The organism is Kitasatospora sp. NPDC094019, from assembly GCF_044764505.1.
In the GTDB taxonomy this organism is placed as follows: domain Bacteria; phylum Actinomycetota; class Actinomycetes; order Streptomycetales; family Streptomycetaceae; genus Kitasatospora.
Genome location: NZ_JBIWIF010000001.1, coordinates 531,947 through 554,821, shown reverse-complemented (window position 1 = coordinate 554,821; position 22,875 = coordinate 531,947). Strand labels below are relative to the sequence as shown.

Annotated in this window: 19 protein-coding genes; 11 read left to right on the top strand and 8 right to left on the bottom strand. The window is 71.6% G+C overall.

The window, feature by feature from the left end; translation table 11 throughout:
• Window positions 1–40: 40 nt before the first annotated feature.
• The 10 genes from ACIQ9P_RS02550 to ACIQ9P_RS02505 all read left to right on the top strand — a co-directional run bounded on the left by ACIQ9P_RS02550 (window position 41) and on the right by ACIQ9P_RS02505 (window position 12,097).
• On the top strand, window positions 41–1,834 hold the full coding sequence (locus ACIQ9P_RS02550) for an ABC transporter ATP-binding protein (protein WP_402348448.1): 1,794 nt from the start codon (window positions 41–43) through the stop codon (window positions 1,832–1,834).
• Entirely contained in the window at window positions 1,831–3,627 is a 1,797-nt protein-coding gene (locus tag ACIQ9P_RS02545) for an ABC transporter ATP-binding protein (RefSeq protein ID WP_402348445.1), read from the top strand. Before ACIQ9P_RS02550 ends, ACIQ9P_RS02545 begins: the two co-directional genes overlap by 4 nt.
• A 167-nt stretch (window positions 3,628–3,794) precedes the next feature.
• Complete coding sequence (locus ACIQ9P_RS02540; RefSeq protein WP_402348442.1) at window positions 3,795–4,673, top strand: chlorinating enzyme; 879 nt, start codon at window positions 3,795–3,797, stop codon at window positions 4,671–4,673.
• Entirely contained in the window at window positions 4,673–4,954 is a 282-nt protein-coding gene (locus ACIQ9P_RS02535) for a hypothetical protein (protein ID WP_402348439.1), read from the top strand. Before ACIQ9P_RS02540 ends, ACIQ9P_RS02535 begins: the two co-directional genes overlap by 1 nt.
• 61 nt (window positions 4,955–5,015) lie before the next feature.
• Entirely contained in the window at window positions 5,016–5,948 is a 933-nt protein-coding gene (locus ACIQ9P_RS02530) for a hypothetical protein (RefSeq protein WP_402348436.1), read from the top strand.
• Window positions 5,945–8,263, top strand: coding sequence for an amino acid adenylation domain-containing protein (locus ACIQ9P_RS02525; RefSeq protein ID WP_402348433.1), 2,319 nt, complete (start codon window positions 5,945–5,947; stop codon window positions 8,261–8,263). Before ACIQ9P_RS02530 ends, ACIQ9P_RS02525 begins: the two co-directional genes overlap by 4 nt.
• A 17-nt stretch (window positions 8,264–8,280) precedes the next feature.
• Window positions 8,281–9,687 (top strand): FAD-binding oxidoreductase, encoded by a 1,407-nt coding sequence (locus tag ACIQ9P_RS02520; protein WP_402348430.1) that lies wholly within the window; start codon window positions 8,281–8,283, stop codon window positions 9,685–9,687.
• A complete protein-coding gene (locus ACIQ9P_RS02515; protein ID WP_402348427.1) occupies window positions 9,684–10,574 on the top strand; it encodes an LLM class flavin-dependent oxidoreductase in 891 nt (296 codons plus the stop codon). The genes ACIQ9P_RS02520 and ACIQ9P_RS02515 overlap by 4 nt, the downstream gene beginning before the upstream one ends.
• 88 nt (window positions 10,575–10,662) lie before the next feature.
• Window positions 10,663–11,520: an aspartyl/asparaginyl beta-hydroxylase domain-containing protein gene (locus ACIQ9P_RS02510; protein ID WP_402348425.1), complete on the top strand. Its 858-nt coding sequence runs from the start codon at window positions 10,663–10,665 to the stop codon at window positions 11,518–11,520.
• Window positions 11,521–11,554: 34 nt separating this feature from the next.
• Window positions 11,555–12,097, top strand: a complete 543-nt coding sequence (locus ACIQ9P_RS02505) for a hypothetical protein (protein WP_402348422.1) — start codon at window positions 11,555–11,557, stop codon at window positions 12,095–12,097.
• 195 nt (window positions 12,098–12,292) lie between these two features.
• On the opposite strand, the gene glnA is transcribed toward ACIQ9P_RS02505, so the two are convergent.
• Window positions 12,293–13,705, bottom strand: a complete 1,413-nt coding sequence (gene glnA, locus ACIQ9P_RS02500; protein ID WP_402348419.1) for a type I glutamate--ammonia ligase — start codon at window positions 13,703–13,705, stop codon at window positions 12,293–12,295.
• A gap of 338 nt (window positions 13,706–14,043) precedes the next feature.
• Between glnA and ACIQ9P_RS02495 the strand changes: the two genes are divergently transcribed.
• The gene (locus tag ACIQ9P_RS02495) at window positions 14,044–14,514 is read left to right on the top strand and encodes an RDD family protein (protein WP_402348416.1); all 471 of its coding nucleotides are present in this window, start codon (window positions 14,044–14,046) and stop codon (window positions 14,512–14,514) included.
• 132 nt (window positions 14,515–14,646) lie between these two features.
• Here ACIQ9P_RS02495 and ACIQ9P_RS02490 read toward each other — a convergent pair whose 3' ends face one another.
• From ACIQ9P_RS02490 to ACIQ9P_RS02460, 7 genes are all read right to left on the bottom strand, one after another.
• Window positions 14,647–15,348 (bottom strand): DUF4191 domain-containing protein, encoded by a 702-nt coding sequence (locus ACIQ9P_RS02490; RefSeq protein WP_400741891.1) that lies wholly within the window; start codon window positions 15,346–15,348, stop codon window positions 14,647–14,649.
• A gap of 143 nt (window positions 15,349–15,491) precedes the next feature.
• Window positions 15,492–15,725, bottom strand: coding sequence for a hypothetical protein (locus ACIQ9P_RS02485; protein ID WP_402348413.1), 234 nt, complete (start codon window positions 15,723–15,725; stop codon window positions 15,492–15,494).
• Between the two features lie 235 nt (window positions 15,726–15,960).
• Entirely contained in the window at window positions 15,961–16,944 is a 984-nt protein-coding gene (gene lipA, locus ACIQ9P_RS02480; RefSeq protein ID WP_402348410.1) for a lipoyl synthase, read from the bottom strand.
• Window positions 16,945–17,150: 206 nt separating this feature from the next.
• Window positions 17,151–17,921, bottom strand: coding sequence for a lipoyl(octanoyl) transferase LipB (gene lipB / locus ACIQ9P_RS02475; RefSeq protein ID WP_402349835.1), 771 nt, complete (start codon window positions 17,919–17,921; stop codon window positions 17,151–17,153).
• Window positions 17,922–18,028: 107 nt separating this feature from the next.
• Window positions 18,029–20,071, bottom strand: a complete 2,043-nt coding sequence (locus ACIQ9P_RS02470) for a helix-turn-helix domain-containing protein (protein WP_402348407.1) — start codon at window positions 20,069–20,071, stop codon at window positions 18,029–18,031.
• Between the two features lie 130 nt (window positions 20,072–20,201).
• Window positions 20,202–21,620, bottom strand: a complete 1,419-nt coding sequence (locus ACIQ9P_RS02465; RefSeq protein WP_402348403.1) for an MFS transporter — start codon at window positions 21,618–21,620, stop codon at window positions 20,202–20,204.
• 190 nt (window positions 21,621–21,810) lie between these two features.
• Complete coding sequence (locus ACIQ9P_RS02460; protein WP_402348400.1) at window positions 21,811–22,572, bottom strand: 3-hydroxybutyrate dehydrogenase; 762 nt, start codon at window positions 22,570–22,572, stop codon at window positions 21,811–21,813.
• Window positions 22,573–22,875: the final 303 nt, after the last annotated feature.

The window sequence follows — 22,875 nt, the reverse complement described above, 5'->3', positions numbered from 1 at the left end:
ACCGGTTCGAGCACCGAGGGCGAAGGACCGGGAAGGCGAGATGACAGATCAGAGGACGGCCGGGCGGTTCAAACAGCTCCGGCGATCACGGGCGTTGCTGCTCGCGGGCTTCCGCGCCCACCCGGGCCCGATCGCCTGGGGACTCGTCGGCTCGTTGCTGTACGGCACGAGCCTGGTCGCCTGGTCGGTGGCGCTCGGCGCGCTGTGCAACGACGTGGTGATCCCGCGGTTCGACAACGGCCACGTCGCCACGGGCACGATCCTCGCCGTGCTGGTGGCGGTGGCCGCCGTCGGCGTGGTGCAGGGCGCCGCGGGACTGATCCGGCGCTGGACCCTCGTCGTGACCAGGGCGCGCTTCGACGCCACCCTGCGGAACGCCGTCGTCCGGCGCTACCACCGGCTGCCGATGACGTACCACCAGGCCCATTCGACCGGCCAGAAGCTGGCGCACGTCACGACCGACGCGGAAGCGGCGGCGGAGCTGCCCGCCCGACTGCCGGACGTGCTCGGCATGTTGGTGCTGTTCGTGGTCGCCGTCGGGTGGGTGCTGGTGGTCGACCCGGTGCTGGCCCTGGTCGGCGGCATGATGATCCCGGCGCTGCTGCTGGTCAACTCGGTCTACCAGAAACAGGTCGAGGCGCCCGCCGAGGCGGTCCAGGAGCGGCTGGGCCGGGTGACCGAGGTCGCCCACGAGAGCTTCGACGGCGCGGCCCTGGTGAAGATGCTCGGCCGGGGCCGGGCCGAGCGCGACCGCTTCGCCGCCGAGGCGGCCGGTCTGCGCGACGCGAAGATCAAACTGGCCGTCCGCGAGTGGATGCTGGACTCGCTGGTCGAGTCGATCCCGACGGCCACCTCGCTGGTCATCGTCGTCGTCGGGGCGTTCCGGGTGAACAGCGGGGCGATCACGGTCGGCGCCCTGGTCAGCTTCGTCAACGTGTTCGCCATGCTGGTGGTCCCGGTGCGCACCATCGGCAACGTGCTCGGCGACGTGCCGCGCATGCTGGCCGGGTACGCCCGGGTCCGGGCGGTGCTCGACGAGCCGCTGCCGCCGGCCGCGGCGGATCCGCAGCCGCTGCCGGACGGCCCGCTCGACGTACGCGTCCAGGACCTCTCCTTCACCTACCCGGGCGGCGCGGCGGCGCTGTCCGGAGTGAGCTTCCACGTGCCGCCCGGCACCACCGTCGCGATCACCGGCGGTACCGGATCGGGCAAGTCCACGCTGCTGCTGGCGCTCACGGGCCTGGTGGCGCCGACCGGTGGCACCGTGCTGCTGAACGGGGCCGACCTGAGCCGGATCGGCCAGACCGACCGGGTGGCGGCCATCGCCGCCGCCTTCCAGGAACCGTTCCTGTTCGCCGGCTCGCTCGCCGGGAACGTGCTGCTCGACTTCGACGACTCCGCCTCCACCGCGGCCGATCCGCGGCTGGACGAGGCGCTGCGCCTGGCCCGGGCGACCGCGCTGGTGGACGGCCAGCCGAACGGGGCGGACACACCGGTCGGCGAGCGCGGAGTCACGCTCTCCGGGGGCGAACGGCAACGCATCGCGCTGGCACGGGCGTTGGCCCACCGCCCGCGGCTGCTGCTGCTGGACGAGGCGACCTCCGCCGTCGACGCCACCACCCGACAGGAGATCATGAGCGGTCTCGCGACCGGCCTGACCTCCACCACGACGATCGTCGTCACCACCAGCGCCGTGACGCTGGCCCTCGCCGACTCCGTCGTCTACCTGGAGCAGGGCCGGGTGGCCGGTGTCGGCCCGCACGCCGACCTGCTGCGGATCGGCGGTTACGACCGGTTGATCCGGGCCTACGAGCGAGAGCGGGTGCAGGCATGACCACGATCGACCCGGCCGACCCCGAGAGCGTCACGGGGTCGACGACCGCCGTGATCCGCCGCGGCCTGGCGGCCATCCCCTCGATCCGGCAGGGCCTGGGGCTGACGGTCGTCCTCGCCCTGCTCGGCGGGATCGGCCGGCTCGCCGTGCCGGTGCTGATCCAGCAGGTCATCGACCGCGGGCTCAGCACCGGCCACATCGACGGCGGCCGGCTGCTGGGGCTCGGCACGGTGGCCGCGCTGGTGGTGGTGCTCACTGCGGTGGTCAACTGGGCGAGCCTGGTGCGGCTGGCGATCGCCAGCGAACGCGCGCTCTACGACCTGCGGGTCCGCGTCTTCACCCGGGTGCACCGGCTGAGCGTTGCGTACCACTCGGCCGAGGCCCGGGGAAAGCTGGTCTCCCGGGTGACCTCCGACGTCGAGACCCTCAGCATGTTCCTGCAGTGGGGCGGCATCGCCTGGCTGGTGAACGGCGCCATCATGCTGGCCGCCCTCGCCGGCATGGCCTACTACGACATCGTGCTGACGGTGATCACGGTGGTGCTGACCGTGCCGCTGCTGATGCTGGTCCGGACGGTGGTCGGCCGCCTCGGCCCCGCGCACACCGCGGTCCGGGTCCGGGTCGCCGAGCTGCTCACGGTGGTCTCGGAGACGGTCCAGGGCGCCGCCGTCATCCGCGCGTACGGCGTCGAGGAGCCGAGCCTGCGGCGGACCGCGGCCGGCATCCACCGGTGGCGGGACTCGAAGATCCGGGCCGGGTACCTGGGCAGCGTGCTGATCTCCCTCGCCGACCTGTTCTCCGTGGTCGTCGTGGTCGGCGTCGTCGCGGTGGGACTGGCGATCGGCCCGTCGACCGGGCACAGCGCCGGCGAACTGGTCGCGTTCATCCTGCTGGTGACCCTGTTCATGGCGCCGATCACGGAGTTCACCCAGGTCATCGACTTCACCCAGAGCGCGGTCGCCGGGTGGCGCCGGGTGCTGGCCCTGCTCGACATCGCCGACGACCTCGCCGAGCCGGCCGAGGGGCGGCAACTGCCGCCCGAACCGCCCGGCGTGGTCGTGGAGAACGTGGTCTTCGGCTACCCGGGCGCCGGCCGGACGCTGGACGACGTGTCGTTCGAGGTGCCGGCGGGCCGCCAGGTCGTGCTGGTCGGTGCCACCGGATCCGGCAAGACGACGCTGACGAAGCTGATCGCGCGGCTGGCCGACCCGGACCGGGGCCGCATCCTGATCGGCGGCGTGGACGTCCGCGAGATAGCGACCGAATCGCTGCGCTCCCGCGTGGTGGTCGTGCCGCAGGAGCCGTTCCTCTTCGACACCACGGTGGAGGAGAACGTCCGGTTCGGCCGCCCGTCCGCCACCCGGGCCGAGATCGAGCGCGCCTTCCGCGACCTGGGCGCGGAGGCGTTCCTCGACGGACTGGCGGACGGCCTCGACACCCCGGCGGGGCAACGCGGGGAGAGCCTGTCCGCGGGGGAGCGGCAGTTGGTCGCCCTGGCCCGCGCGCACGTGGCCGACCCGGCCTGCCTGATCCTCGACGAGGCCACCTCGGCGGTGGACCCGGAGATCGAGCTGACGCTCATCGAGGCGCTGCGCCGGCTGACCGCTGGGCGCACCTCGGTGACCGTCGCGCACCGGCTGGCCGTCGCCGAGCTGGCCGACGAGGTGATGGTGCTCCAGGGCGGTCGGCTGGTGGAGCGCGGGCCGCACGGGGACCTGCTCGACGCGGGTGGCGTGTACGCCGGGCTCTACCGCGACTGGCAGCAGGCCACCGTCGACAGTGCCCCCGCCTGACCGCTCGGACCCCCGTTCTGGTGACAAGACTCGCCGCTCGGGCCCGCATACGGTGGGTCCGATCGGCCCCGCATTCCTCCTGCTTCCAGGTGGCCCACACCGGCAGGAATCGTTGGCGAAAGGACGAGAAGGTGGCTGAAAGCACCAGCGGAACGCCATTCCAAGGCTTGACGGCCGAGCAGGTGAAGTTCTTCCAGGAGAACGGCTTCATCGGACCGTTCGACCTCTACGAGGAGGACGAGGCCAAGCTCCTCTGGAATCAGGCCATGATCGAGATGGTCACCTCCCAGAACAAGCCGCACGACTCGAACATCATCAATTACGACCGCCATCTGGACTGCGACACCCTGTCCCGGCACATCGCCCATCCCACGGTCGTGCACAAGCTGCGCAGCCTGATGGACCAGGACATCATCTGCTGGAAGACGAACATCTTCGAGAAGCAGCCGGGCGAGCAGGGAACCGGGTGGCACCAGGTCGAGGCGTTCACCGTCTTCGAGTCGGAGACGGTCGCCTACCCCTCGCTGCGCTACACCGAGGAGAGCACCGCGACCACGCAGGAACTGACCGTGTGGACCGCGTTCTCCGAGGCGGACGAGGAGCACGGCTGCCTCCGGTTCATCCCGGGCAGCCACAAGCGGTGGTACTACGACGAGACCAAGCCGATGTCGCGCAACGTGGAGAGCAAGTCCCACGACTTCTTCGGGTACGACTACTCGGAGCTGCAGCTCGACAAGGACTGGGACCCGGACGCCGGTGAGATCGTCACCGTGCCGATGAAGCCGGGGCAGTTCGTCATCTTCCTGGCCAAGTGCATCCACGGCTCGCTCCCGAACGTCAGCGACTCCAAGCGGCTCGGGCTCGCCACCCGCTACGTGTCGCCGTCCGTCCGGGTCTACGAGCACATCGACGGCCTCAGCGGGTTCGGCGACGAGATCAGCCTCGACTACCACGGCAGTGTCCTGGTCTCCGGCGAGGACCGGTGGGGCCACAACCGCATCCACGCCGAGAACCTGAACGGCTTCCCGTTCCCGAAGGTCGACTGATGAGCAACGACGAGTACCGCCGCAAGTTCGCCGACTTCCTCGCCACGCAGCCGATGACCAGCGGCATCACGTACGAGCAGGTGGCTCGGGCGAGGACGCGCGACGAACTGGGAATCAGCTCGCTCAACATGGTCCTGGTCCTGGTGAACTACATCGAGAAGTTCACGAACAACACCGTGACCATGCGCCCCGAATGGGTTTCCCTGCTGGGCGAGGTCGACGGAATCGTCTCCGTGCTCGAACAGATCGACGCGAGCGCGGCGGTACCGAACCGGGCCTGACGCCCGGGAAGCAGAGGCCGGCGCCGGCATTCCACCATCCGCTCGGTAGATCGAAGGAACCATGATCTCGGATCTCGAAAATGTCGGCATCGGCTCGTTCGCGTGCGCCTTCGGCGACCTGGAGAACAAGCCGCAGGACATACCCGATTTCGACGACCTGTGGCAGACCGTGTCGTTCGGCACGGATTTCAACGACATGGGCTGCACCACCTACCGGAAGATGTCCGGGCCGGTGCAGGACTACGTCGTCGACGCCGTGCGCCGGACCCTGCGGGACTCCGGCGCCGGCGTCGCGGACATCGGCCATCTCGTCGTCGCGACCAGCGACACGGCCCTCGCCCTGCTGCCGTCCGACTTCGCGGAGCGGGTGCTGCTCGCACTGGGGCTGGACGACTGCGTCCCGCACCTCGTCTCCTACCAACGGTGCTGCAGTTCGCTGTCCGCGCTGCGGCACGGCCGGGACCTGTTCGCCGATCCGGACGTGACGCACGTGGTCATGGTCGCCCTGGACTTCGTCCCGGTCGACCGCGACCGGATCCTGCCCTACGCCGTGTTCGGTGACGCGGCGGTCAGCTGCCTGCTGACTCGGAACGAACCCGGGCTGGTGCGGCTGTCCGGCTCCGCCGTCAAGGTGGATCCGGAAGGGCTGCGCGGCCGGGACACGTTCGCCTCCCGCAAGGCCGTCGCCGACCGCGCGCTGGCCGTCGTCCTGGGCGAGGGCGGGCGGCGGCTCGGGCAGGTGACCAAGGTGTTCGCGGCCAACCTGCACAAGCCGCTGACCATGTTCAACGCGAGCGCGGTCGGACTGTCGCCGGACCGGCTGCACTTCGCCGAGACGCTCTCCGCCTACGGGCACTGCGGCAACGCCGACTGGATGATCAACCTGGTCGACTACCACGAGCGGGTCGGCATCCGCGGCGGGCAGACGTATCTGGCGCAGTCCATGGCCCCGGGGTTCTACGCCTTCGGGCTCCTGGAAGGGACCGCGCCGTGACCGGGCTGCTGTCCAGGACGGACTGCATCGGGCCGATCCCCGTACCGGCCGACATGACGCGCACTCTGCGCGAGCTCGCCGCGGCGGCAGGGGCCGACGAGTTCGCCGCCCTGTCGATCTGCGCCGGTGTGCTGGCCGGACGGCTGCCGCGCCCCGGCTCGGACCTGCGGGTGCGGGTCACCCGGCAGGAGTTCGACGCGGTCCTGCCGCGGCCAGACGCCCCGCACCCGGCGACCAGCTTCCGTGACGCGCTGCGGCAGGCCGCCCGGTCCGGGACCGCCGCCGCGGTGGAAGCCGGCGACACCCCGGTCGCCGTGACGATCCTGGTCTCCCGGGACGGCCGGAACCTGTACGTCGAATCCATGACCGATTCGTCCGACGTCCCCTCCCCGGAGGCGTGGGCGCAGGCGTTCCTGCAACTGCTCATCGGCATGACGGACGATCCGGACGCACCGATGCTCAGTCATCCGCTGGTCGGTCCGGAGGAGCGCGAGCGGATCCGGCACGGCCTCAACCCGCAGCGGGATCCGCGGATCCGGTACCGCACGATGGCGGAGCCGTTCGAGGCGCAGGCCGAGTGCACGCCGGACCTGGTCGCCCTGCAGGAGGAGGACGGCACCACCGTCACCTACCGCGAGCTGAACGAGCGCGCGAACCGGCTGGCCCATCACCTGCGGGGGCTCGGCGCCCGCCCCGGCACCCGGATCGGGATCTGCCTGCGGCGCGGCATCCACCAGGTCGTCGCGATCTACGCCGCGGTCAAGACCGGCGCCACCTACGTTCCCCTCGACGCCGACCTGCCGGACCGGCGCATCGCCCTGATCCTGGCGGACTCGGAGCCCGGACTGGTGCTGACCGATCCGCTCTGCCGGGACCACCTGCCCGAAGGCCCGTGGGAGATCCACAACGTGGGCCCCGGGCGGTCCTGGTTGGGGCAGCCGACGACGAATCCCGTCCTCGACGACGCCCCGGGGCCGGTGCACATCCTCTACACCTCGGGGACCACGGGCCGCCCCAAGGGCGTGGTCTCCCGGACGGCGGGCACCCTGGCCAACGTCCTCTGGATGCAGCGTCAGTACCCGTTCCACGCCGCCGGGACGGCGCTGTTCAAGGCGTCCCCGGGATTCGACATCTCGATCTGGGAGCTCTTCTGGCCGCTGTACCACGGCGCCCGTCTCGTGATCTGCCGGCCCGGCGGCGAGCGGGACCCCCGGCACCTGGCCCGGCTCGCCCGGGAGTACGGCGTGTCGCAGATCTTCCTGGTGCCGACGATGATGACGGCCTTCCTGGAGGAGATGGCCCGGGCCGGTTCCGAGGCGCTGCGGTGGGTGGTGTGCGGCGGTGAGCCGATGAGCCCGCGGATCCCCGAGGCGTTCGCCGCCGTGCTGCCCGGAAGCAGCCTGGTCAACGCCTTCGGCCCGACCGAGGCCGGGCCGGTCACCGACAACATCGTCGATCCGGGCTCGGTCGGCGGGTCCGTTCCGGTGGGCCGGCCCGCCGACAACTTCCGGCTGACCGTGCTGGACGGCAACCTCGACCTCGTGCCGATCGGCACGCCCGGCGAGGCGTACATCAGCGGCCGGGTCGGCCTGTCGGACGGGTACTGGCGCCAGCCCGCCCAGAGCGCCGAACGCTTCGTCGCGGACCCCTACGGGCCGCCGGGAGCGCGGATGTACCGCACCGGTGACCTCTGCCGCTACCGCGCGGACGGCACGCTGGAGCACCTCGGCCGGATCGACCGGCAGGTGAAGATCCGCGGGCTGCGGATCGAGCCGGGGGAGGTCGAGTCGGTGCTGGCCGCGCACCCCGCGGTCGGCGACTGCGCGGTGATCGCCCACGGGGAGCCGCTCCGCCTGCTCGCCTTCGTCGTGCCGGCCGGTCAGGACTCCGCCACCGGCCTGGACCCGGCGGCGGTCCTCGAACACGTGGCCGGGCTCCTGCCCGCCCAGATGCGGCCGGACCGGGTGGTGCCGGTCGACTACCTCCCGGCGACGGTGAACGGCAAGATCGACCAGGGCGAGCTGATCAGGATCTGGCAGGAGCTGGCCGAGCGGGAACGTCCGGTCGAGCCGCCCGCGGACGAGCTGGAAGCGACCCTGGTCCAGATCTACCAACGGGTCCTCGGCCGTTCCCCGATCAGCGTGTCGGACACCTTCCTCCAGGTCGGGGGCCACTCGCTGCTCACCTTCCGGCTGCTCGACGAGTGCAGGGCGACCTTGCGGGCCGAACCGGACATGACCCAGCTGCTGCACGGAACGCTGCGCGACGTCGCCGCGACGATCCGCAGGACGACAATCCCGTCACCTCGGGACTAGGACGGAGAACGAAGGCTTTGGACAGTCTCACGACCGGCGACTCGGAGAAGATCGCCGACGCGCTGAGCGGCGATCTCATCACCGCCGCGGATCCGCGGTACGACGAGGCCCGCAGGGTCTGGAACGGAGACATCGACCGGCGTCCCCTGCTGATCGCGCGGTGCGCGGACGTGGCGGACGTGACCACCGTCGTCACCTTCGCCGCCGAACGGGGACTGCCGATCGCGGTGCGCGGCGGCGGGCACAGCGTGGCCGGCCAAGGGGTCTGCGACGGCGGCGTGGTCATCGACCTGTCCCGGATGCGCGCGGTCGAGATCGACCCGGGACGCCGACTGGCCCATGTGCAGGGCGGAGCCCTCTGGCAGGACGTCGACAGGGCCAGCCAGGCGCACGGACTGGCCACGACCGGTGGCATCGTCAGCGAGACCGGTGTCGGCGGGCTCGCCCTGGGCGGCGGGATCGGCCACCTCATGCGCCGCTGCGGACTCACCGTGGACAACCTGGTGGAGGCCGACCTGGTCACGGCGGACGGCAGTCTCCTCCAGGTGGACGCCACCACGGACCCGGAGCTGCTGTGGGGCCTGCGCGGCGGGGGCGGCAACTTCGGGACCGTGGTGCGGTTCGGCTTCCGGCTGCACGAGATCGGGCCGACCGTCCTGGCCGGGATGGTCATCCATCCGCTGGACGTCGCGACGGAGTTCCTGACCCTCTACCGCGACCTGGTCGCGGACGCTCCGGACGAGCTCGGGACGATCCTCAACCTCCGGTTGTGCCCGGCGTTGGAGACCGTTCCCGAACGGCTGCACGGCTCTCCGGTCGTGGCCCTCAACGTGTGCTGGTCCGGTGACCCCGACGAGGGGCTGGCGTTCCTGCGTCCGCTGCGCGAGTTCGGGCGTCCGCTGCTCGACACGGTCGGTCCGATGCCCTACCTCGACCTGCAGCGGACGGTCGACAGCACCTCCCCGCCCGGCAAGCACTACTACTGGCGGTCGGTGGACTTCGGGGAGCTCAGCGACCAGGTCATCGCGACCGTCGTCGAGCACGCGTCGCGGATCACCTCGCCGCTGGCGGCCGTGCCGATCTACCACCTCGGCGGCGCGGTCGGTCGGGTGCCGGCCACGGAGACCGCGTTCGGTTCCCGGCACGCCGGTCACAACATCAACATGTTCGGCGCCTGGGAGCCCGACCAGGACGACCGGGAGCGCCACGTCCAGTGGGTCCGGGACTTCAGCGAGGCGATGTCGCCGTACGCGGTCGGACAGTACGTCAACTTCCTCAACGACGAGGGGGGCGACGGCGTTCGCGCGGCCTACGGGGAGCGGTGGCGGCGCCTGGTGGCGCTCAAGCGGCGGGTCGACCCGCAGAACCTCTTCCGCTACAACTTCAACATCGACCCCGGCCGCCCGGGCGAGGGAGACGCATGAAATTCGGCATCATGATCGTCCCGGAGGACCGCTGGCAGACGGCGCGGCTGAAATGGCGCCGGGCCGAGCAGATGGGATTCGATCACGCCTGGACCTACGACCACCTCAACTGGCGCGCGTTCCGCGCCAAGGAGTGGTTCACCATGGTTCCGACGCTGACCGCCGCGGCGGTGGAGACCGAGCGGATCGCCATCGGCGCGCTGGTCTCCTCGCCCAACCTGCGTCACCCGGTGAACCTGGCCAAGGACGTCACCACCATCGACGACATCTCGGGCGGCCGTCTCGTACTCGGTCTGGGCGCCGGCGCGGCGGGCTTCGATTCCACCATGACCCGCCGGAACCCCTGGAGCCGGCGGGAGCGGACCGAGCGGTTCGCCGAGTACGTCGAGCTCACCGACCGGCTCCTGACCCAGCCGGTGACCACGTTCGACGGCAGCTACTACCTCGCGGACGAGGTGCACTCCCAACCGCTGTGCCGGCAGGAGCCCCGCGTCCCGTTCGCGATCGCCGCGTCCGGCCCCCGCGGCATGCGCGTCGTGGCCCGGCACGCGTCGACCTGGGTCACCACGGGTGAACCCAACCTGTTCGCGAGCGCTCCGTACGAGGAGGCCCTCCCCGTCCTCCGTCAGCAGGTGGAGGCGCTGGAGAAGGCGTGCGTGGAGATCGGCCGTGACCCGTCCACCCTGTCCCGGCTGCTGGTCACCGGGCCCACCGTCGGCGGCGTCCTCGATTCTCCCGCCGCGTTCTTCGACGCGGCGGGCAGGTTCGCCGAGGCCGGGATAACGGACCTCGTCGTGCAGTGGCCGCGGCCGGACGAGCCTTTCCGGGGCCGGGTGGATGTCCTGGAGAAGATCGCCGAGGATCTGGATCGCCACCGATCCCGCTGACTCCGCCCAGGAGAAGACACCGTCCGTCGGTCCCCGTCCACCGGTCCAGGACATCGACGCTTTCGACTGAGAAGGGCTGCTTGATTCGATGCGAACCCATTACGTAGGAGACGTCCGTCTCGACGAATCCCGCCTGGCGGAGGATCTCGACCGGATCGATTCGATTCCCTGGTCCGAGGCGTACAGCGATTACGTTTTCGGTGGCGCGTGGAAGAGCTGCATGCTCTGGGCACGGGGCGGGACGTCCGGTGACGGCGTCGTCACCAACTACGACCACGACCAGCCCGCCACCTTCTCCGAGATCGCCGATCGGCTGCCCTATCTGCGGGAACTGATCGAGAACGTCGCCGACCCGGACCGGCTGAACTTCGTGCGGCTGGCGAAGGTTCAGAACAGCGTGATCATCCCGCACCGCGACCTGCTGGAGCTCGGCGGGATCGCGGACGAGACCCGCAACGCCCACCGGATGCACATCCCCCTGGTCACCAACGAGGACTGCTTCTTCAACGAGGGCGACACCGTCTACCGGATGCGCAAGGGCGAGGTGTGGTTCCTCGACGCCTCGGAGATCCACTCGGTGGCGGTGCTCTCCGCGGAGGAGCGGGTGCACCTGATGTTCGACTTCGTGGACGCCCCGTCCGAGAAGCCGTTGACCACGGTCGGGACCGTGAGTCCGGAAGCCGGCATCCCGGCCGACCGGACGGTGGAACGGCCGCCGCTCACCGACGCCGACCGCGCCCGCCTGTTGCGGCTCGCGGACGTGCTGACGCCGGAGACGGCGAACGAGGTCTTCAGCATCGTCATCAAGAAGCACTTCCGGAACGACGGGGGGGCGGACTTCGTCTGGAACACCATGATCGACATCGCGCGCGCCGCCGGGGATCCGGCCGTTCTCGGGCACGTCGAGGAACTCCGTCGTCACTACACCCTGGAACGGACCGCCTGATGATCCGCGTCCGCCGCGCGAGTGGAGAAAGAGCTTGAGAACGCAGCCGAAGATCGCACGCAGGTTCCTGGTCCCCGCCGGCTGGCCGGCCGCCGCGGCGCAGCAGACACTCGAATCGGTGCAAGGGTATTCCCCTGTCGGGAGCGCGGACGGGGAGATGCGTGTCCGGGCTTCCGGCGACAGCTATTTTCTCGCGCTCGGAAGCGGGCGGGGTCCCGTCCGGGAGGAACTGGAGATCGGCATAACCGAGGACGTCTTCCAGGCTCTGTGGAGGACGACCGACGGCCGGCGGGTGCGGAAGAAGAGGTCGTCCATCGCCCAGGACGGAGTCCTCATCGAGGTGGACGAGTTCGAAGGAGTCCACGCGGGGCTCAGGCTGGCCGAGGTGGGATTTTCCGGCGAGGCCGACGCGCGGGCCTTCGTCGCCCCGTCGTGGTTCGGCCAGGAGGTCACCGGCGACGTGCGCTTCGAGAACGCCTGCCTCGCCGAGCACGGAATGGACCTGGTGCGGTCGTACTCCGTGAGTCACCGCTCCCTCGCCTTCGCCGCGAGGGAGGAATGGGCCACGCCCCGGTAGCGCCGCGGCCGGACCGCTCCGATCCCCGTGATCGGAGCGGATCCGGCCCGCACCGCCTGCCGGGCCGGCGCCCCACGGCGACGGCCACCGCTGGCGGCGAGGCCCCCCGGTCAGTGTTTCCGCAGGCCAGGAAAAGTCCTGACCTGCGGAAACACTGAGAGACCGAACCGCGTTCCCCCGGCTCGGGCGGCCCTGCTACAGGTCGTAGTAGAGCTCGAACTCGTGCGGGTGGGGGCGGAGGGCGATGGGGGCGATCTCGTTGGTGCGCTTGAAGTCGATCCAGGTCTCGATGAGGTCCGGGGTGAAGACGTTGCCCGCGAGGAGGTACTCGTGGTCGGCTTCGAGGGCTTCCAGGACGGCGGGGAGGGAGGACGGGACCTGGGGGACGTTGGCGTGTTCCTCGGGCGCCAGTTCGTAGAGGTCCTTGTCGACCGGCTGGAGGGGTTCGATCTTGTTCTTGATGCCGTCCAGGCCGGCCATCAGCATGGCGGCGAAGGCGAGGTACGGGTTGGAGGACGGGTCGGGGGCGCGGAACTCGATGCGCTTGGCCTTGGCGTTGGAGCCGGTGATCGGGATCCGGATCGCGGCGGAGCGGTTGCGCTGGGAGTAGACCAGGTTGACCGGGGCCTCGAAGCCGGGGACCAGCCGGTGGTAGGAGTTCACCGACGGGTTGGTGAAGGCGAGCAGCGACGGCGCGTGCTTGAGCAGGCCGCCGATGTAGTAGCGGGCGGTGTCGGAGAGTCCGGCGTAGCCCTGCTCGTCGTAGAAGAGCGGCACGCCCTCGGTCCACAGCGACTGGTGGACGTGCATGCCCGAGCCGTTGTCGCCGAAGATCGGCTTGGGCATGAAGGTGGCCGTCTTGCCGGCCCGCCAGGCGACGTTCTTGATGATGTACTTGAACAGCATCAGGTCGTCGGCGGCGTGCAGCAGGGTGTTGAACCTGTAGTTGATCTCGGCCTGGCCGGCCGTGCCGACCTCGTGGTGCTGGCGCTCGACCTCCAGGCCCGCCTTGGCGAGCTCCAGGGACATCTCGGCGCGCAGGTCGGCGAAGTGGTCGACGGGCGGGACGGGGAAGTAGCCGCCCTTGTACTTGACCTTGTAGCCGCGGACGTCGCCCTGGGTGGAGCCGGAGTTCCAGGCGCCGGCCTCGGAGTCGATGTGGTAGTACGAGGCGTTGGCGCTGGTGTCGAACCGGACCGAGTCGAAGACGTAGAACTCGGCCTCGGGACCGAAGAACGCGGTGTCCGCGATACCGGAGGAGGCGAGGTACGCCTCGGCCTTCTTGGCGACGTTGCGCGGGTCGCGGCTGTACGCCTCGCCGGTCACCGGGTCCTGGATGAAGAAGTTGATGTTGAGGTGCTTCTCCTGGCGGAACGGGTCGAGCCGGGCGGTGGCGAGGTCGGGGACCAGGGCCATGTCGGACTCGTGGATGGCCTGGAAGCCGCGGATCGACGAGCCGTCGAACATCAGGATCTCGGACGGGTCGAACGTCGCCGCGGGTACGGAGAAGTGCTGCAGGACGCCTGGCAGGTCGCAGAAGCGGACATCGACGAACTTCACGTCGTTGTCCTGGATGAACTGCTTCACTTCGGCGGCGTTGTTGAACATCCACATCCTCCTCGGCGTTGCGAATGGGGCTCACCCTAGGAACGGGCCGTTTCCGAGCGGTGACCCAGTCGTTTCCTGAATGTTAACCGCCGCCGTCGCGCGGGCGGCAAAGACGTACGGTCACGGACAAAACGCCTCACCGGGCCAGGTGGAGGCGGTGAGGTGGTCTGGACCACTGGAGAGGGTCGGGGGAAAGCCCGCGGCGGCCGATTCACTCTCCGGTGGCGGCCGGGCCGAGGGGGGACCGAAGGCCGTACCGGTGCGGCTCGGAGGCCGGATCGGCGCGGCTCGGGGGAGGCGGTGGCCGCCCCCGGCGTTCGCCCGGTTAATGTGGATTCGTGGACACCAGAGAAGCGTTGGGATCGTGGATCGACGGCCCGAAGGCGGCCGCCGAGAAGATGGGTGCCGAGTTCGGCTACCGCGGTGAGCGCCTCGGACTGCCCCGGGAGGGTTCCGGCTCGATCGCCGGTCCGGGCCGGCGGCTGTGCGCACTGGTCGTCGACAGCTGGCTGGTGGCCATGGTCTCCTACGGGCTGATCGTCAAGGGGTCCTCCGCGGCCTCGGCGAACATGTGGACCACCCCGCTGCTCTTCGCGGTCATCGTGGTGCTGCTCGCGACCACCGGGACGACCATGGGCAAGCGACTGTTCGGCCTGCGGGTGGTCCGGCTCGACGGTGGCCGCGCGACCATCCCGCAGGTGCTGCTGCGGACGGTGCTGCTCTTCCTGGTGGTGCCGGCGCTGGTCTGGGACCGTGACACCCGGGGGCTGCACGACAAGGCCGTCGGCACCGTCGAGGTCCGGATCTGAGTCCGGGCCCCCGGCCCCCGGGCCGCCCGAACCGATCCCGGTCCGGCGCGCACACCGGAACGCCGTAACGCCGAACGGCCCCGCCGCGGAAGCTCCGCGGCGGGGCCGTTCTGGTGTCGACGGGGGAGGGGCTCAGCGAACCTGGCCACCCTTGGGCATCCGGGCGCCCTTGGGCATCGGGCCCTTGGGGATGGGCGCCTTGGAGAGCAGGTCGCCCAGCGCGCGCAGCCGGTCGTTGGTCTCGGTGACCTGGGCGGGCGTGATGGCGCGCGGCAGTCGCATCAGGTGGATCTGCAGCTTCTTGAGCGGGACCTCGTCCTTGCCGTCGCCCACCACGATGTCGTGCACCGGCACGCCGTCGCCGACGACCCGGGCCATCTTCTTCTTCTCGGACGCGAGCAGCTGGCGGACCCGGTTCGGGTTGCCCTCACCGATCAGCGCGATGCCGGCCCGGCCCACGGCGCGGTAGACCGCGTCCTGGCTGCGGGTGACGGCCACCGGGGTGGAGCTCGCGCTCCAGCCGCGCCGGATGTTGTTCAGCACGGCGGCGACCGCGCCGGGCTGCCCCTCCATCTGCCCGAACGCCGCGCGCTCGGCCCGGCGCCCGAAGACGATCGCCATGGCCAGGAAGGCCACGATGAAGCCCAGGATGCCCAGGTAGACGGGGTGCTCGATCGCGAAACCAATGGCCAGGAACACGCCGAAGGTCAGCAGGCCGACGCCGGCGATGATCAGGCCGATCTTGGTGTCGACCTTCTTGGTCATGGTGTATGCCAGGCGGATCTGCTTCAGTCGCCCGGGGTTCTCGGATGTTTCCCTCGCCATAACGCTCATGGTACGTGGCGCGGGTACGGGATATCCAAGCCCGGGTACCCGTTCGCCCCGAACCGTGACCCGAGTGCCCCGCTTCCGCCCGGTGTGCCGGCCCCCGACGCGCCCTCCCGACGGCCCCCCGGCGGGCCGAGGCGTCGGTGCCGTCAGCGGTGCGCGGCCTTCGCCGGTCCGCCCGCGGAGACGCCCCCGGGGGCGCCGGCCGGGACGTCGGTCGGCCCGCCGCCGAACTCCCGCGCCGCCGCGTACCTGCGGTTCTCGCAGACGGCGGCCCAGGCGTTCCGCCGCGCCTGGCGCTGGCCGCCCGCCAGCAGCACGCTCTCGGCCAGCCGGAGCGCGGTTCCCACCGACCGGAGTTCCATCCGGAAATCGACCCGCATGCCGTAACAGCTCCCCTCGGACCGAGCGGCCGCGCGGGCGGACCCGTGACCGGGTCCGCGCGGAGGTGCGGACGCGCTCGGAGGTGTGGCTGAGATCAATCGAACATTCGTGGAGACGCCATCGTCCCCACTCCGTGTTACCAGTCCGTGACCTGCCGGTCAAAGTCCGGTGAAGCGAAAGGGGCGGAGCCGTGGCCCCGCCCCTCCGATGGCGTGAAACCGCCGCTGCCGCCCGTCAGACCGAAGCGACCGGGGCCGGCGCGGCCGTCCCGCTCTGCCGCTCGCGGTGCTCCAGCGCCTGCCGGTACAGCCGCCCGGCGCGGTACGAGGAGCGGACCAGCGGGCCGGACATGACCCCGGCGAAGCCGAGCTCCTCGGCCTCCTGCTGCAGCTCGACGAACTCGTGCGGCTTGACCCACCGCTCCACCGGGTGGTGGCGCAGCGACGGCCGCAGGTACTGGGTGATGGTGATCAGCTCGCAGCCGGCCCCGACCAGGTCGGCCAGCGCCTGGCTGACCTCCTCACGGGTCTCGCCCATGCCCAGGATCAGGTTGGACTTGGTGACCAGCCCGGCCTCGCGCGCCTGGGTGATGACGTTCAGCGAGCGCTCGTAGCGGAACGCCGGGCGGATCCGCTTGAAGATCCGCGGCACGGTCTCGACGTTGTGCGCCAGCACCTCGGGGCGCGAGGAGAAGACCTCGGCCAGCTGCTCCGGCACCGCGTTGAAGTCCGGGATCAGCAGCTCGACGCCGGTGCGCCCGGCCTCGCGGGCGGCGGTCAGCGCGTGCACCTGGCGCACGGTCTCCGCGTACAGCCAGGCGCCGCCGTCCGGCAGGTCGTCGCGGGCGACGCCGGTGATGGTGGCGTAGTTGAGGTCCATGGTGACGATGGACTCGGCGACGCGGCGGGGCTCGTCCCGGTCGAAGTCGGCGGGCTTGCCGGTGTCGATCTGGCAGAAGTCGCAGCGGCGGGTGCACTGGTCACCGCCGATGAGGAAGGTCGCCTCGCGGTCCTCCCAGCACTCGAAGATGTTGGGGCAGCCGGCCTCCTGGCAGACCGTGTGCAGCCCCTCCTTCTTCACCAGCGACTGGAGGGCGTTGTACTCCGGCCCCATCTTCGCGCGGGTCTTGATCCACTCGGGCTTCCGCTCGATGGGGGTCTCGCTGTTGCGGACCTCCAGGCGGAGCAGCTTCCTGCCGTCGGGCGCGACAGCGGACACGTGCGACTCCTAGAACTAGACGGGGTACCCCCAGGGTACGCCTGTGCTTGTACGGCCTTCGCCGGGGCCGGGACCCCGCAATCGCAGGGCAACAGGGCTACCGGCAAGTAGATTCCCGGGCTCGGGCCCGGCTCCGGGGCGGGGGTCCGGAACCGGTCACCGGGTTCGGCGTCCGGGCCCGGGGTCCGGGAACCGGTTCCCCGGGCTCAGCGCCCGGTCACCGGCTCCGGCAGCTCGGCGAGCACCTCGGCCAGGTGCTTCTCGACCAGCGGCAGCGCCTCGGCGACGGGGAAGGCCCGCCCGAGCTCGCCGGCCAGCGAGGCGACCCCGGCGTCCCGGATGCCGCAGGGCACGATCCGGTCGAACCAGGTCATGTCGGGGTCGCAGTTCAGGGCGAAGCCGTGCATGGTCACCCCGCGCGCGACCCGGACGCCGATCGCGGCCAGCTTGCGGTCGTCGCCGCGCTGCCCCGCGTTGGACGGCGCGTACTCCGGACCGGCCAGCCGCGGGTCGATGCCCAGCGGCAGGCCCATCCGCAGGGTGAGCCTGCCGATGTCCACCACCTGGGCGGGATCCACCACCGCGTCCGGGATGTCCCCGCCCAGTACCCAGACGCCGCTGCGGCCCTCGACCCGGGTGGTCTCCACGCCGGACGCGGCGCAGGACCGGATCAGCGCCTCCTCCAGCCGCCGCACGTACGCGATCACGTCGATCGGGTCGGGCAGCTTGACGATCGGGTAGCCGACCAGCTGGCCGGGACCGTGCCAGGTGATCTCGCCGCCCCGGTTGACCTCGACCACCGGGGTGCCGTCCAGCGGCAGGTCCGCCGGGTTGGTGCGCTTGCCCATCGTGTACACGGGCTGGTGCTCCAGCAGCAGCACCGTGTCGGGGATCTCGTCGGCGACCCGGAGCGCGTGCAGCCGCTGCTGCTCCTCCCAGGCCACCTGGTACGGGACGGCGCCCTCGCCGATGCCCATCCGGACGAACCGAACGTTCTCGCTCACCGCTGCTGCTCCTTGCCAGGCGTTCGAGACCAACCTCGCCACTGTACGCCCCGGCCCGTACGGACCGTCCAGGCGCCCGCTCAGGCCCCCGACAGCAGCTGGAGCCGCAGGGCGAGGTGGAGTTCCAGCGAGCGCTCGGGGCCGTTCCAGTCCGGGCCCAGCAGCACCTCGACCCGGTCCAGCCGCTGGACGACGGTGTTCACGTGGACGTGCAGCTCCTCCTTGGCCCGGGTCAGGCTGCCGCCGCAGTCGAAGTACGCGCGCAGGGTGCGGACCAGCTCGGTGCCGCGCCTGGCGTCGTAGTCCAGCAGCGGTCCCAGCGTCGCGCCGACGAAGCCCGAGACGTCGTGGCCGTCACCGAGCAGCACCCCGAGGAAGCCGAGCGACCCCGCCGAGGCGCCCTCCCCGTCCCGTCCGAGCACGCGCAGCGCCCGGACGCAGCGCAGCCCCTCGGCGTACGCGGCGGCCAGCGCGACCGGTCCGGCGGCGGGGCGGCCGGCGCCCACGGTGACCGGGAAGCCCGCCAGCCGGGCGAGCCGCTCGGCGGCCTGTTCCGCCGCGCGGCGGGCGGCGTCCCCGCCGGACCGTCGGCCCGCCGCGCACGCGCCGGCCGGGGATCCGCCCGCCGGATGTCCGCCGGCCGTTTCCGGCGCGGCCCCGGCCTGCCCCGGAACCCCGCCCCCGCCGCCGTCCGGGACCAGCAGCACCACTGTCTCGCCGTACTCGGCACTGATGCCGCGCGCCCCGAACAGGTACCGCCCGGCGGCCCCGGCCAGCCGGGAGCGCACCGCACTCGCACCGCCACCGCCACCATCGCCGCCACCCCCGCCCGGCCCCGGCTCGGCGACCAGGACCAGGTGCGGCCGGCCGAGGTCGACGCCCAGCCGGCGTCCGCGCGCGGTCAGCCCGGCCGGATCCCGGTCGGGAGCGGAGAGCAGGTCGGCCAGCAGCTCGCCGCGGACCCGGTTCTCCGCCTCGGCCACCGACCGCCGCAGCAGCAGGAGCAGCGCGGTCACCACGCCGGCCCGTTCGAACAGCCGGCGGTCGGCGTCGTCGAGGTCCGGCCGGCCGCGCAGTACCAGCGTGCCGAGCTGCTCCTGCCCGGCCAGCACCGCGCACACCCAGGCGTCGCCGTGGCGCACCGCTCGGCCCTCGGCCCGGGACGCCGCCGCCGCCTCGGCCGGCCCGGCACCGGGGGCGGCGGCTCGCCCGGCGAGCGGCTCGCCCCCGGTGTCCAGTACGGCTATTCCCCCACCGAGCAGGGCGGCCACGGCCGCGGCGACGTCCGGTACCTCGGCCCCGCGCAGGACCAGGTCGGTGAGCCGGTCGTGGCCCCGCTCGGCGCGCTGGACGGCGGCGGAGTGGGCGCTGATGAGCTCGTTGGCGCTGTTCAGCTCCGTGAGCGCGGCCCGGGTGTCGGCGAGTGCCTTGGCGGTGTCCAGCGCGATCGCGGCGTGGGCGGCGAGGGTGCAGAGCAGCGCGACCTCGTCGGGGGAGAACGCGCGGGGCGAGCGGTCGGCGGCGAACAGCACCCCGATCACCCTCCCGCCGAGCAGCAGCGGGACGCCGATGATCGCCACCAGGCCCTCGTCGAGGACCCCCGCGTCGATGACGTCGGTGTGGTGGAAGCGGCCGTCGGCGCGGTAGTCGGGGGTGGCGTACGGGCGGGCGCTCTGCGCGACCAGGCCGCCGAGGCCGTCGCCGAGGCTGAGCCGCAGGGTCTGGAAGAGGTCGGAGACGGAGCCGTCGGTGACCCGCATGTAGGTGTCACCGGCGGCTTCGTCCGGGAGGGTGAGGTAGGCGGTGTCCGTGCCCAGCAGCATCCGGGCCCGGCGGACGATCGCCTGGAGGACGGAGTCGAGGTCGCGGGAGGCGGCGAGGTCGCCGGCGGTGTCGAAGAGGGCGGTCAACTCGGCCTCGCGGCGGCGGTGCTGGCGCAGGGTCCGGTGGACCCGCAGCGCCTGCCAGGTCGCTTCGTCGATCTCGCTCAGCACGGCGGCGGGCGCGCCCCGCCGGCGCGCGTCGGCCAGTACGTCGGCGAAGTCCTCGGTGGCGGCGCCGGAGGCGAGCAGGTCCAGCAGTCGCCGCAGCGCGGGGGCCGAGCCGGCGTGGAGGTCGTTCATGGTACGGCCGCCAATCGGCAGTGGGTGTTCGTGTCCCGGGGAGGGAAGCGCGATGCTAGCCGCTCGGCCCGGGTGGCCGTAGCCCGCCGGCGCCCGTTCGGTGACGGGCGCCGGCGGGCCGGACGGCACGTCAGGCGGTCGCCGCCTTCCCCACCGCCGCCGCTCCGGGCTCCGCGTCGGCCGCCGCCCCCGCCCCGGTGCCCGCCGCCGCGCCCTCCTCGGCCGTCCGCGCGCCCGGCAGCTCGGCCAGGTCGCGCCCGCGCGTCTCCCGCCCGCACAGCACCGCCAGGACGGTGATCACGGCGGCGATCGCCACGTACACCGAGATCGGGGTCGAGCTGCCGTGGTCCTTCAGCAGCGCGGTGGCGATCAGCGGCGCGGGCGCGCCGGCGGCCACCGAGGCGAACTGCGCGCCGATCGACGCGCCCGAGTAGCGCATCCGGGTGGCGAACAGCTCGGAGAAGAAGGCCGCCTGGGGCGCGTACATGGCGCTGTGGAAGACCAGCCCGACGGTCACCGCGAGCACCAGCGACCCGAAGGACCCGGTGTCCACCATCCCGAAGAAGACGAACGCCCACACCCCGACGCCGACCGCGCCCACCAGGTACACCGGTTTGCGCCCGACCCGGTCGGAGAGCGCCCCGAACAGCGGGATCAGCGCGAACTGGACCGCCGAGGCGATCAGAACGGCGTTCAGGGCGGTCTGCTTGGGGAAGTGCGCGTGCGAGACGGCGTACACGAGCACAAAGGTGGTCATCACGTAGTACGAGATGTTCTCCGCCATCCGCGCGCCCATCGCGACCAGCACCTCGCGCCAGTGGTGCCGCAGGACCGCGACCAGCGGCGGCTGTTCGGGCTTCCCGCGCGCGGCCGCCCGGGCCAGCGCCTCCTTGAACAACGGCGACTCGTCCACGGCCAGCCGGATCCACAGGCCGACCCCGACCAGTACCGCCGAGAGCAGGAAAGGCACCCGCCAGCCCCAGGCCAGGAACGTCGCCTCGGACTGGAGGCCCGTCAGCAGCGAGAGCGCACCGGCCGCCAGCAGGTTCCCGGCCGGTGCGCCGCCCTGCGGCCAGGACGCCCAGAACCCGCGCCGCTTCGCGTCGCCGTGCTCCGACACCAGCAGCACCGCGCCGCCCCACTCGCCGCCCAGGGCGAAGCCCTGCACCAGCCGCAGCAGCGTCAGCAGCACCGGCGCCGTCACCCCGACCGACGCGTAGGTCGGCAGGCACCCGATCAGCGTGGTCGAGCCGCCCATCAGCAGCAGGCTGACCACCAGCAGGCGCTTGCGGCCGATCCGGTCCCCGAAGTGCCCGAAGACCAGCGCGCCGAGCGGGCGCGCCGCGAACCCGATCGCGTAGGTGAGGAACGACAGCAGGGTGCCGGTCAGCGGGTCGCTGTTCGGGAAGAACACCTTCCCGAAGACCAGCGCCGCGGCCGTTCCGTAGAGGAAGTAGTCGTACCACTCGATCGTGGTACCGATCAGGCTCGCCGCCACGACTCTGGACAGTGAGCGGCTCCGTGCTTGGTCCGATACGGCGGTTGTCATGGGGGCACCACTTCCGGGCCGGGGGAGGGACAGGACGGGGGGAGGGGTTGGGCGGGACGGGGGAGGGGCGGGACAGGAGCGGCAGGACGGGGACGTCGCCACAAGGTAGGGAGCCGCGGTGCCCGGGACTATGTGACCGACCCACACATCCGGGCCGTCGACCCTGGCGGCCGGAGCCATCCCCGACCGCTCAGTGCGCCGTCCAGGCGCCGTCGAGCGGGAGCGAGGCGCCGGTGAGGCAGGCGGCGTGCGGAAGGCAGAGGTAGAGGGCGAGCCGGGCCACCTCGGCGGGCTCGATCAGACGCTTGACGGCCGTGCGTTCGAGCAGTACGCGCTCCACGACCTCCTCCTCGGGGATGCCGTGGGCCCGCGCCTGGGCGGCGATCTGGTGCTCCACCAGGGGGGTGCGGACATAGCCGGGGTTGACGCAGTTGCTGGTGACGCCGTACGGCGCGCCCTCCAGGGCAACGGTCTTGCTGAGACCCTCCAGGCCGTGCTTGGCGGTCACGTAGGCCGATTTGAAGGGGCTCGCCCGCAGCCCGTGGACGGAGGAGATGTTGACGACCCGGCCCCACCGCCGCGCGTACATGTGCGGCAGGGTGCGGCGCAGGATGCGGAACGGGGCCTCGACCATCACCCGCTGGATCCGGAGGAAGTGTTCGAGCGGGAACTCGTGCACGGGGGCGACGTACTGGAGGCCGGCGTTGTTGACGACGATGTCGGCATCGGCCGGCAGGGCCTCCACGGCCTCCGGGTCGGCCAGGTCGGTGACGTGCGCGACGCCGCCGATCAGCTCGGCCAGGCGACGGGCGGGGTCGGCGGCGAGGTCGACGACGTGGACCCGGGCGCCGGCCTCGGCGAGGACCTCGGCACAGGCCCGGCCGATGCCGGAGGCGGCTCCGGTGACCAGGGCGGTGCGGCCGTCGAGGGGGCGGGCTGAAGAGGTGTCCATGGCCGAGAACGGTAGGAATCCGAAGCCCGGGCTCCTATGTGACGGTCCTCCACAGCACCTCGGAGAACTGTGGCGTTCTCCGCCATGAGGGCCGGCGGTCGGCGGAAGCCCCGAAAGCCAAACCCGCCCCGAGGGGTCTTCCCCACAATGGGCGCGGATGCTTCACCCGTTCGGAGGATTGCTCGGTCAGAACCACCCATAGCGCCCGAATGCTCGCTACATTCACGCCGATTCCCGACAGGGGGCGTCGCCACAGGCAGCCGAACCGCTGGTGGAGCCGGTGCGGCGTCCGAGAGGTGTTGA

Excerpts from the sequence above, each read along its gene's own strand:
- ACIQ9P_RS02550 (WP_402348448.1), top strand. The coding sequence starts at position 41 with ATGACAGATCAGAGGACGGCCGGGCGGTTCAAACAGCTCCGGCGATCA.
- ACIQ9P_RS02545 (WP_402348445.1), top strand. The coding sequence starts at position 1,831 with ATGACCACGATCGACCCGGCCGACCCCGAGAGCGTCACGGGGTCGACG.
- ACIQ9P_RS02535 (WP_402348439.1), top strand. The coding sequence starts at position 4,673 with ATGAGCAACGACGAGTACCGCCGCAAGTTCGCCGACTTCCTCGCCACG.
- ACIQ9P_RS02530 (WP_402348436.1), top strand. The coding sequence starts at position 5,016 with ATGATCTCGGATCTCGAAAATGTCGGCATCGGCTCGTTCGCGTGCGCC.
- ACIQ9P_RS02515 (WP_402348427.1), top strand. The coding sequence starts at position 9,684 with ATGAAATTCGGCATCATGATCGTCCCGGAGGACCGCTGGCAGACGGCG.
- ACIQ9P_RS02510 (WP_402348425.1), top strand. The coding sequence starts at position 10,663 with ATGCGAACCCATTACGTAGGAGACGTCCGTCTCGACGAATCCCGCCTG.
- glnA (WP_402348419.1), bottom strand. The coding sequence starts at position 13,705 with ATGTTCAACAACGCCGCCGAAGTGAAGCAGTTCATCCAGGACAACGAC.
- ACIQ9P_RS02490 (WP_400741891.1), bottom strand. The coding sequence starts at position 15,348 with ATGAGCGTTATGGCGAGGGAAACATCCGAGAACCCCGGGCGACTGAAG.
- ACIQ9P_RS02485 (WP_402348413.1), bottom strand. The coding sequence starts at position 15,725 with ATGCGGGTCGATTTCCGGATGGAACTCCGGTCGGTGGGAACCGCGCTC.
- lipB (WP_402349835.1), bottom strand. The coding sequence starts at position 17,921 with ATGGGCATCGGCGAGGGCGCCGTCCCGTACCAGGTGGCCTGGGAGGAG.
- ACIQ9P_RS02470 (WP_402348407.1), bottom strand. The coding sequence starts at position 20,071 with ATGAACGACCTCCACGCCGGCTCGGCCCCCGCGCTGCGGCGACTGCTG.
- ACIQ9P_RS02465 (WP_402348403.1), bottom strand. The coding sequence starts at position 21,620 with ATGACAACCGCCGTATCGGACCAAGCACGGAGCCGCTCACTGTCCAGA.
- ACIQ9P_RS02460 (WP_402348400.1), bottom strand. The coding sequence starts at position 22,572 with ATGGACACCTCTTCAGCCCGCCCCCTCGACGGCCGCACCGCCCTGGTC.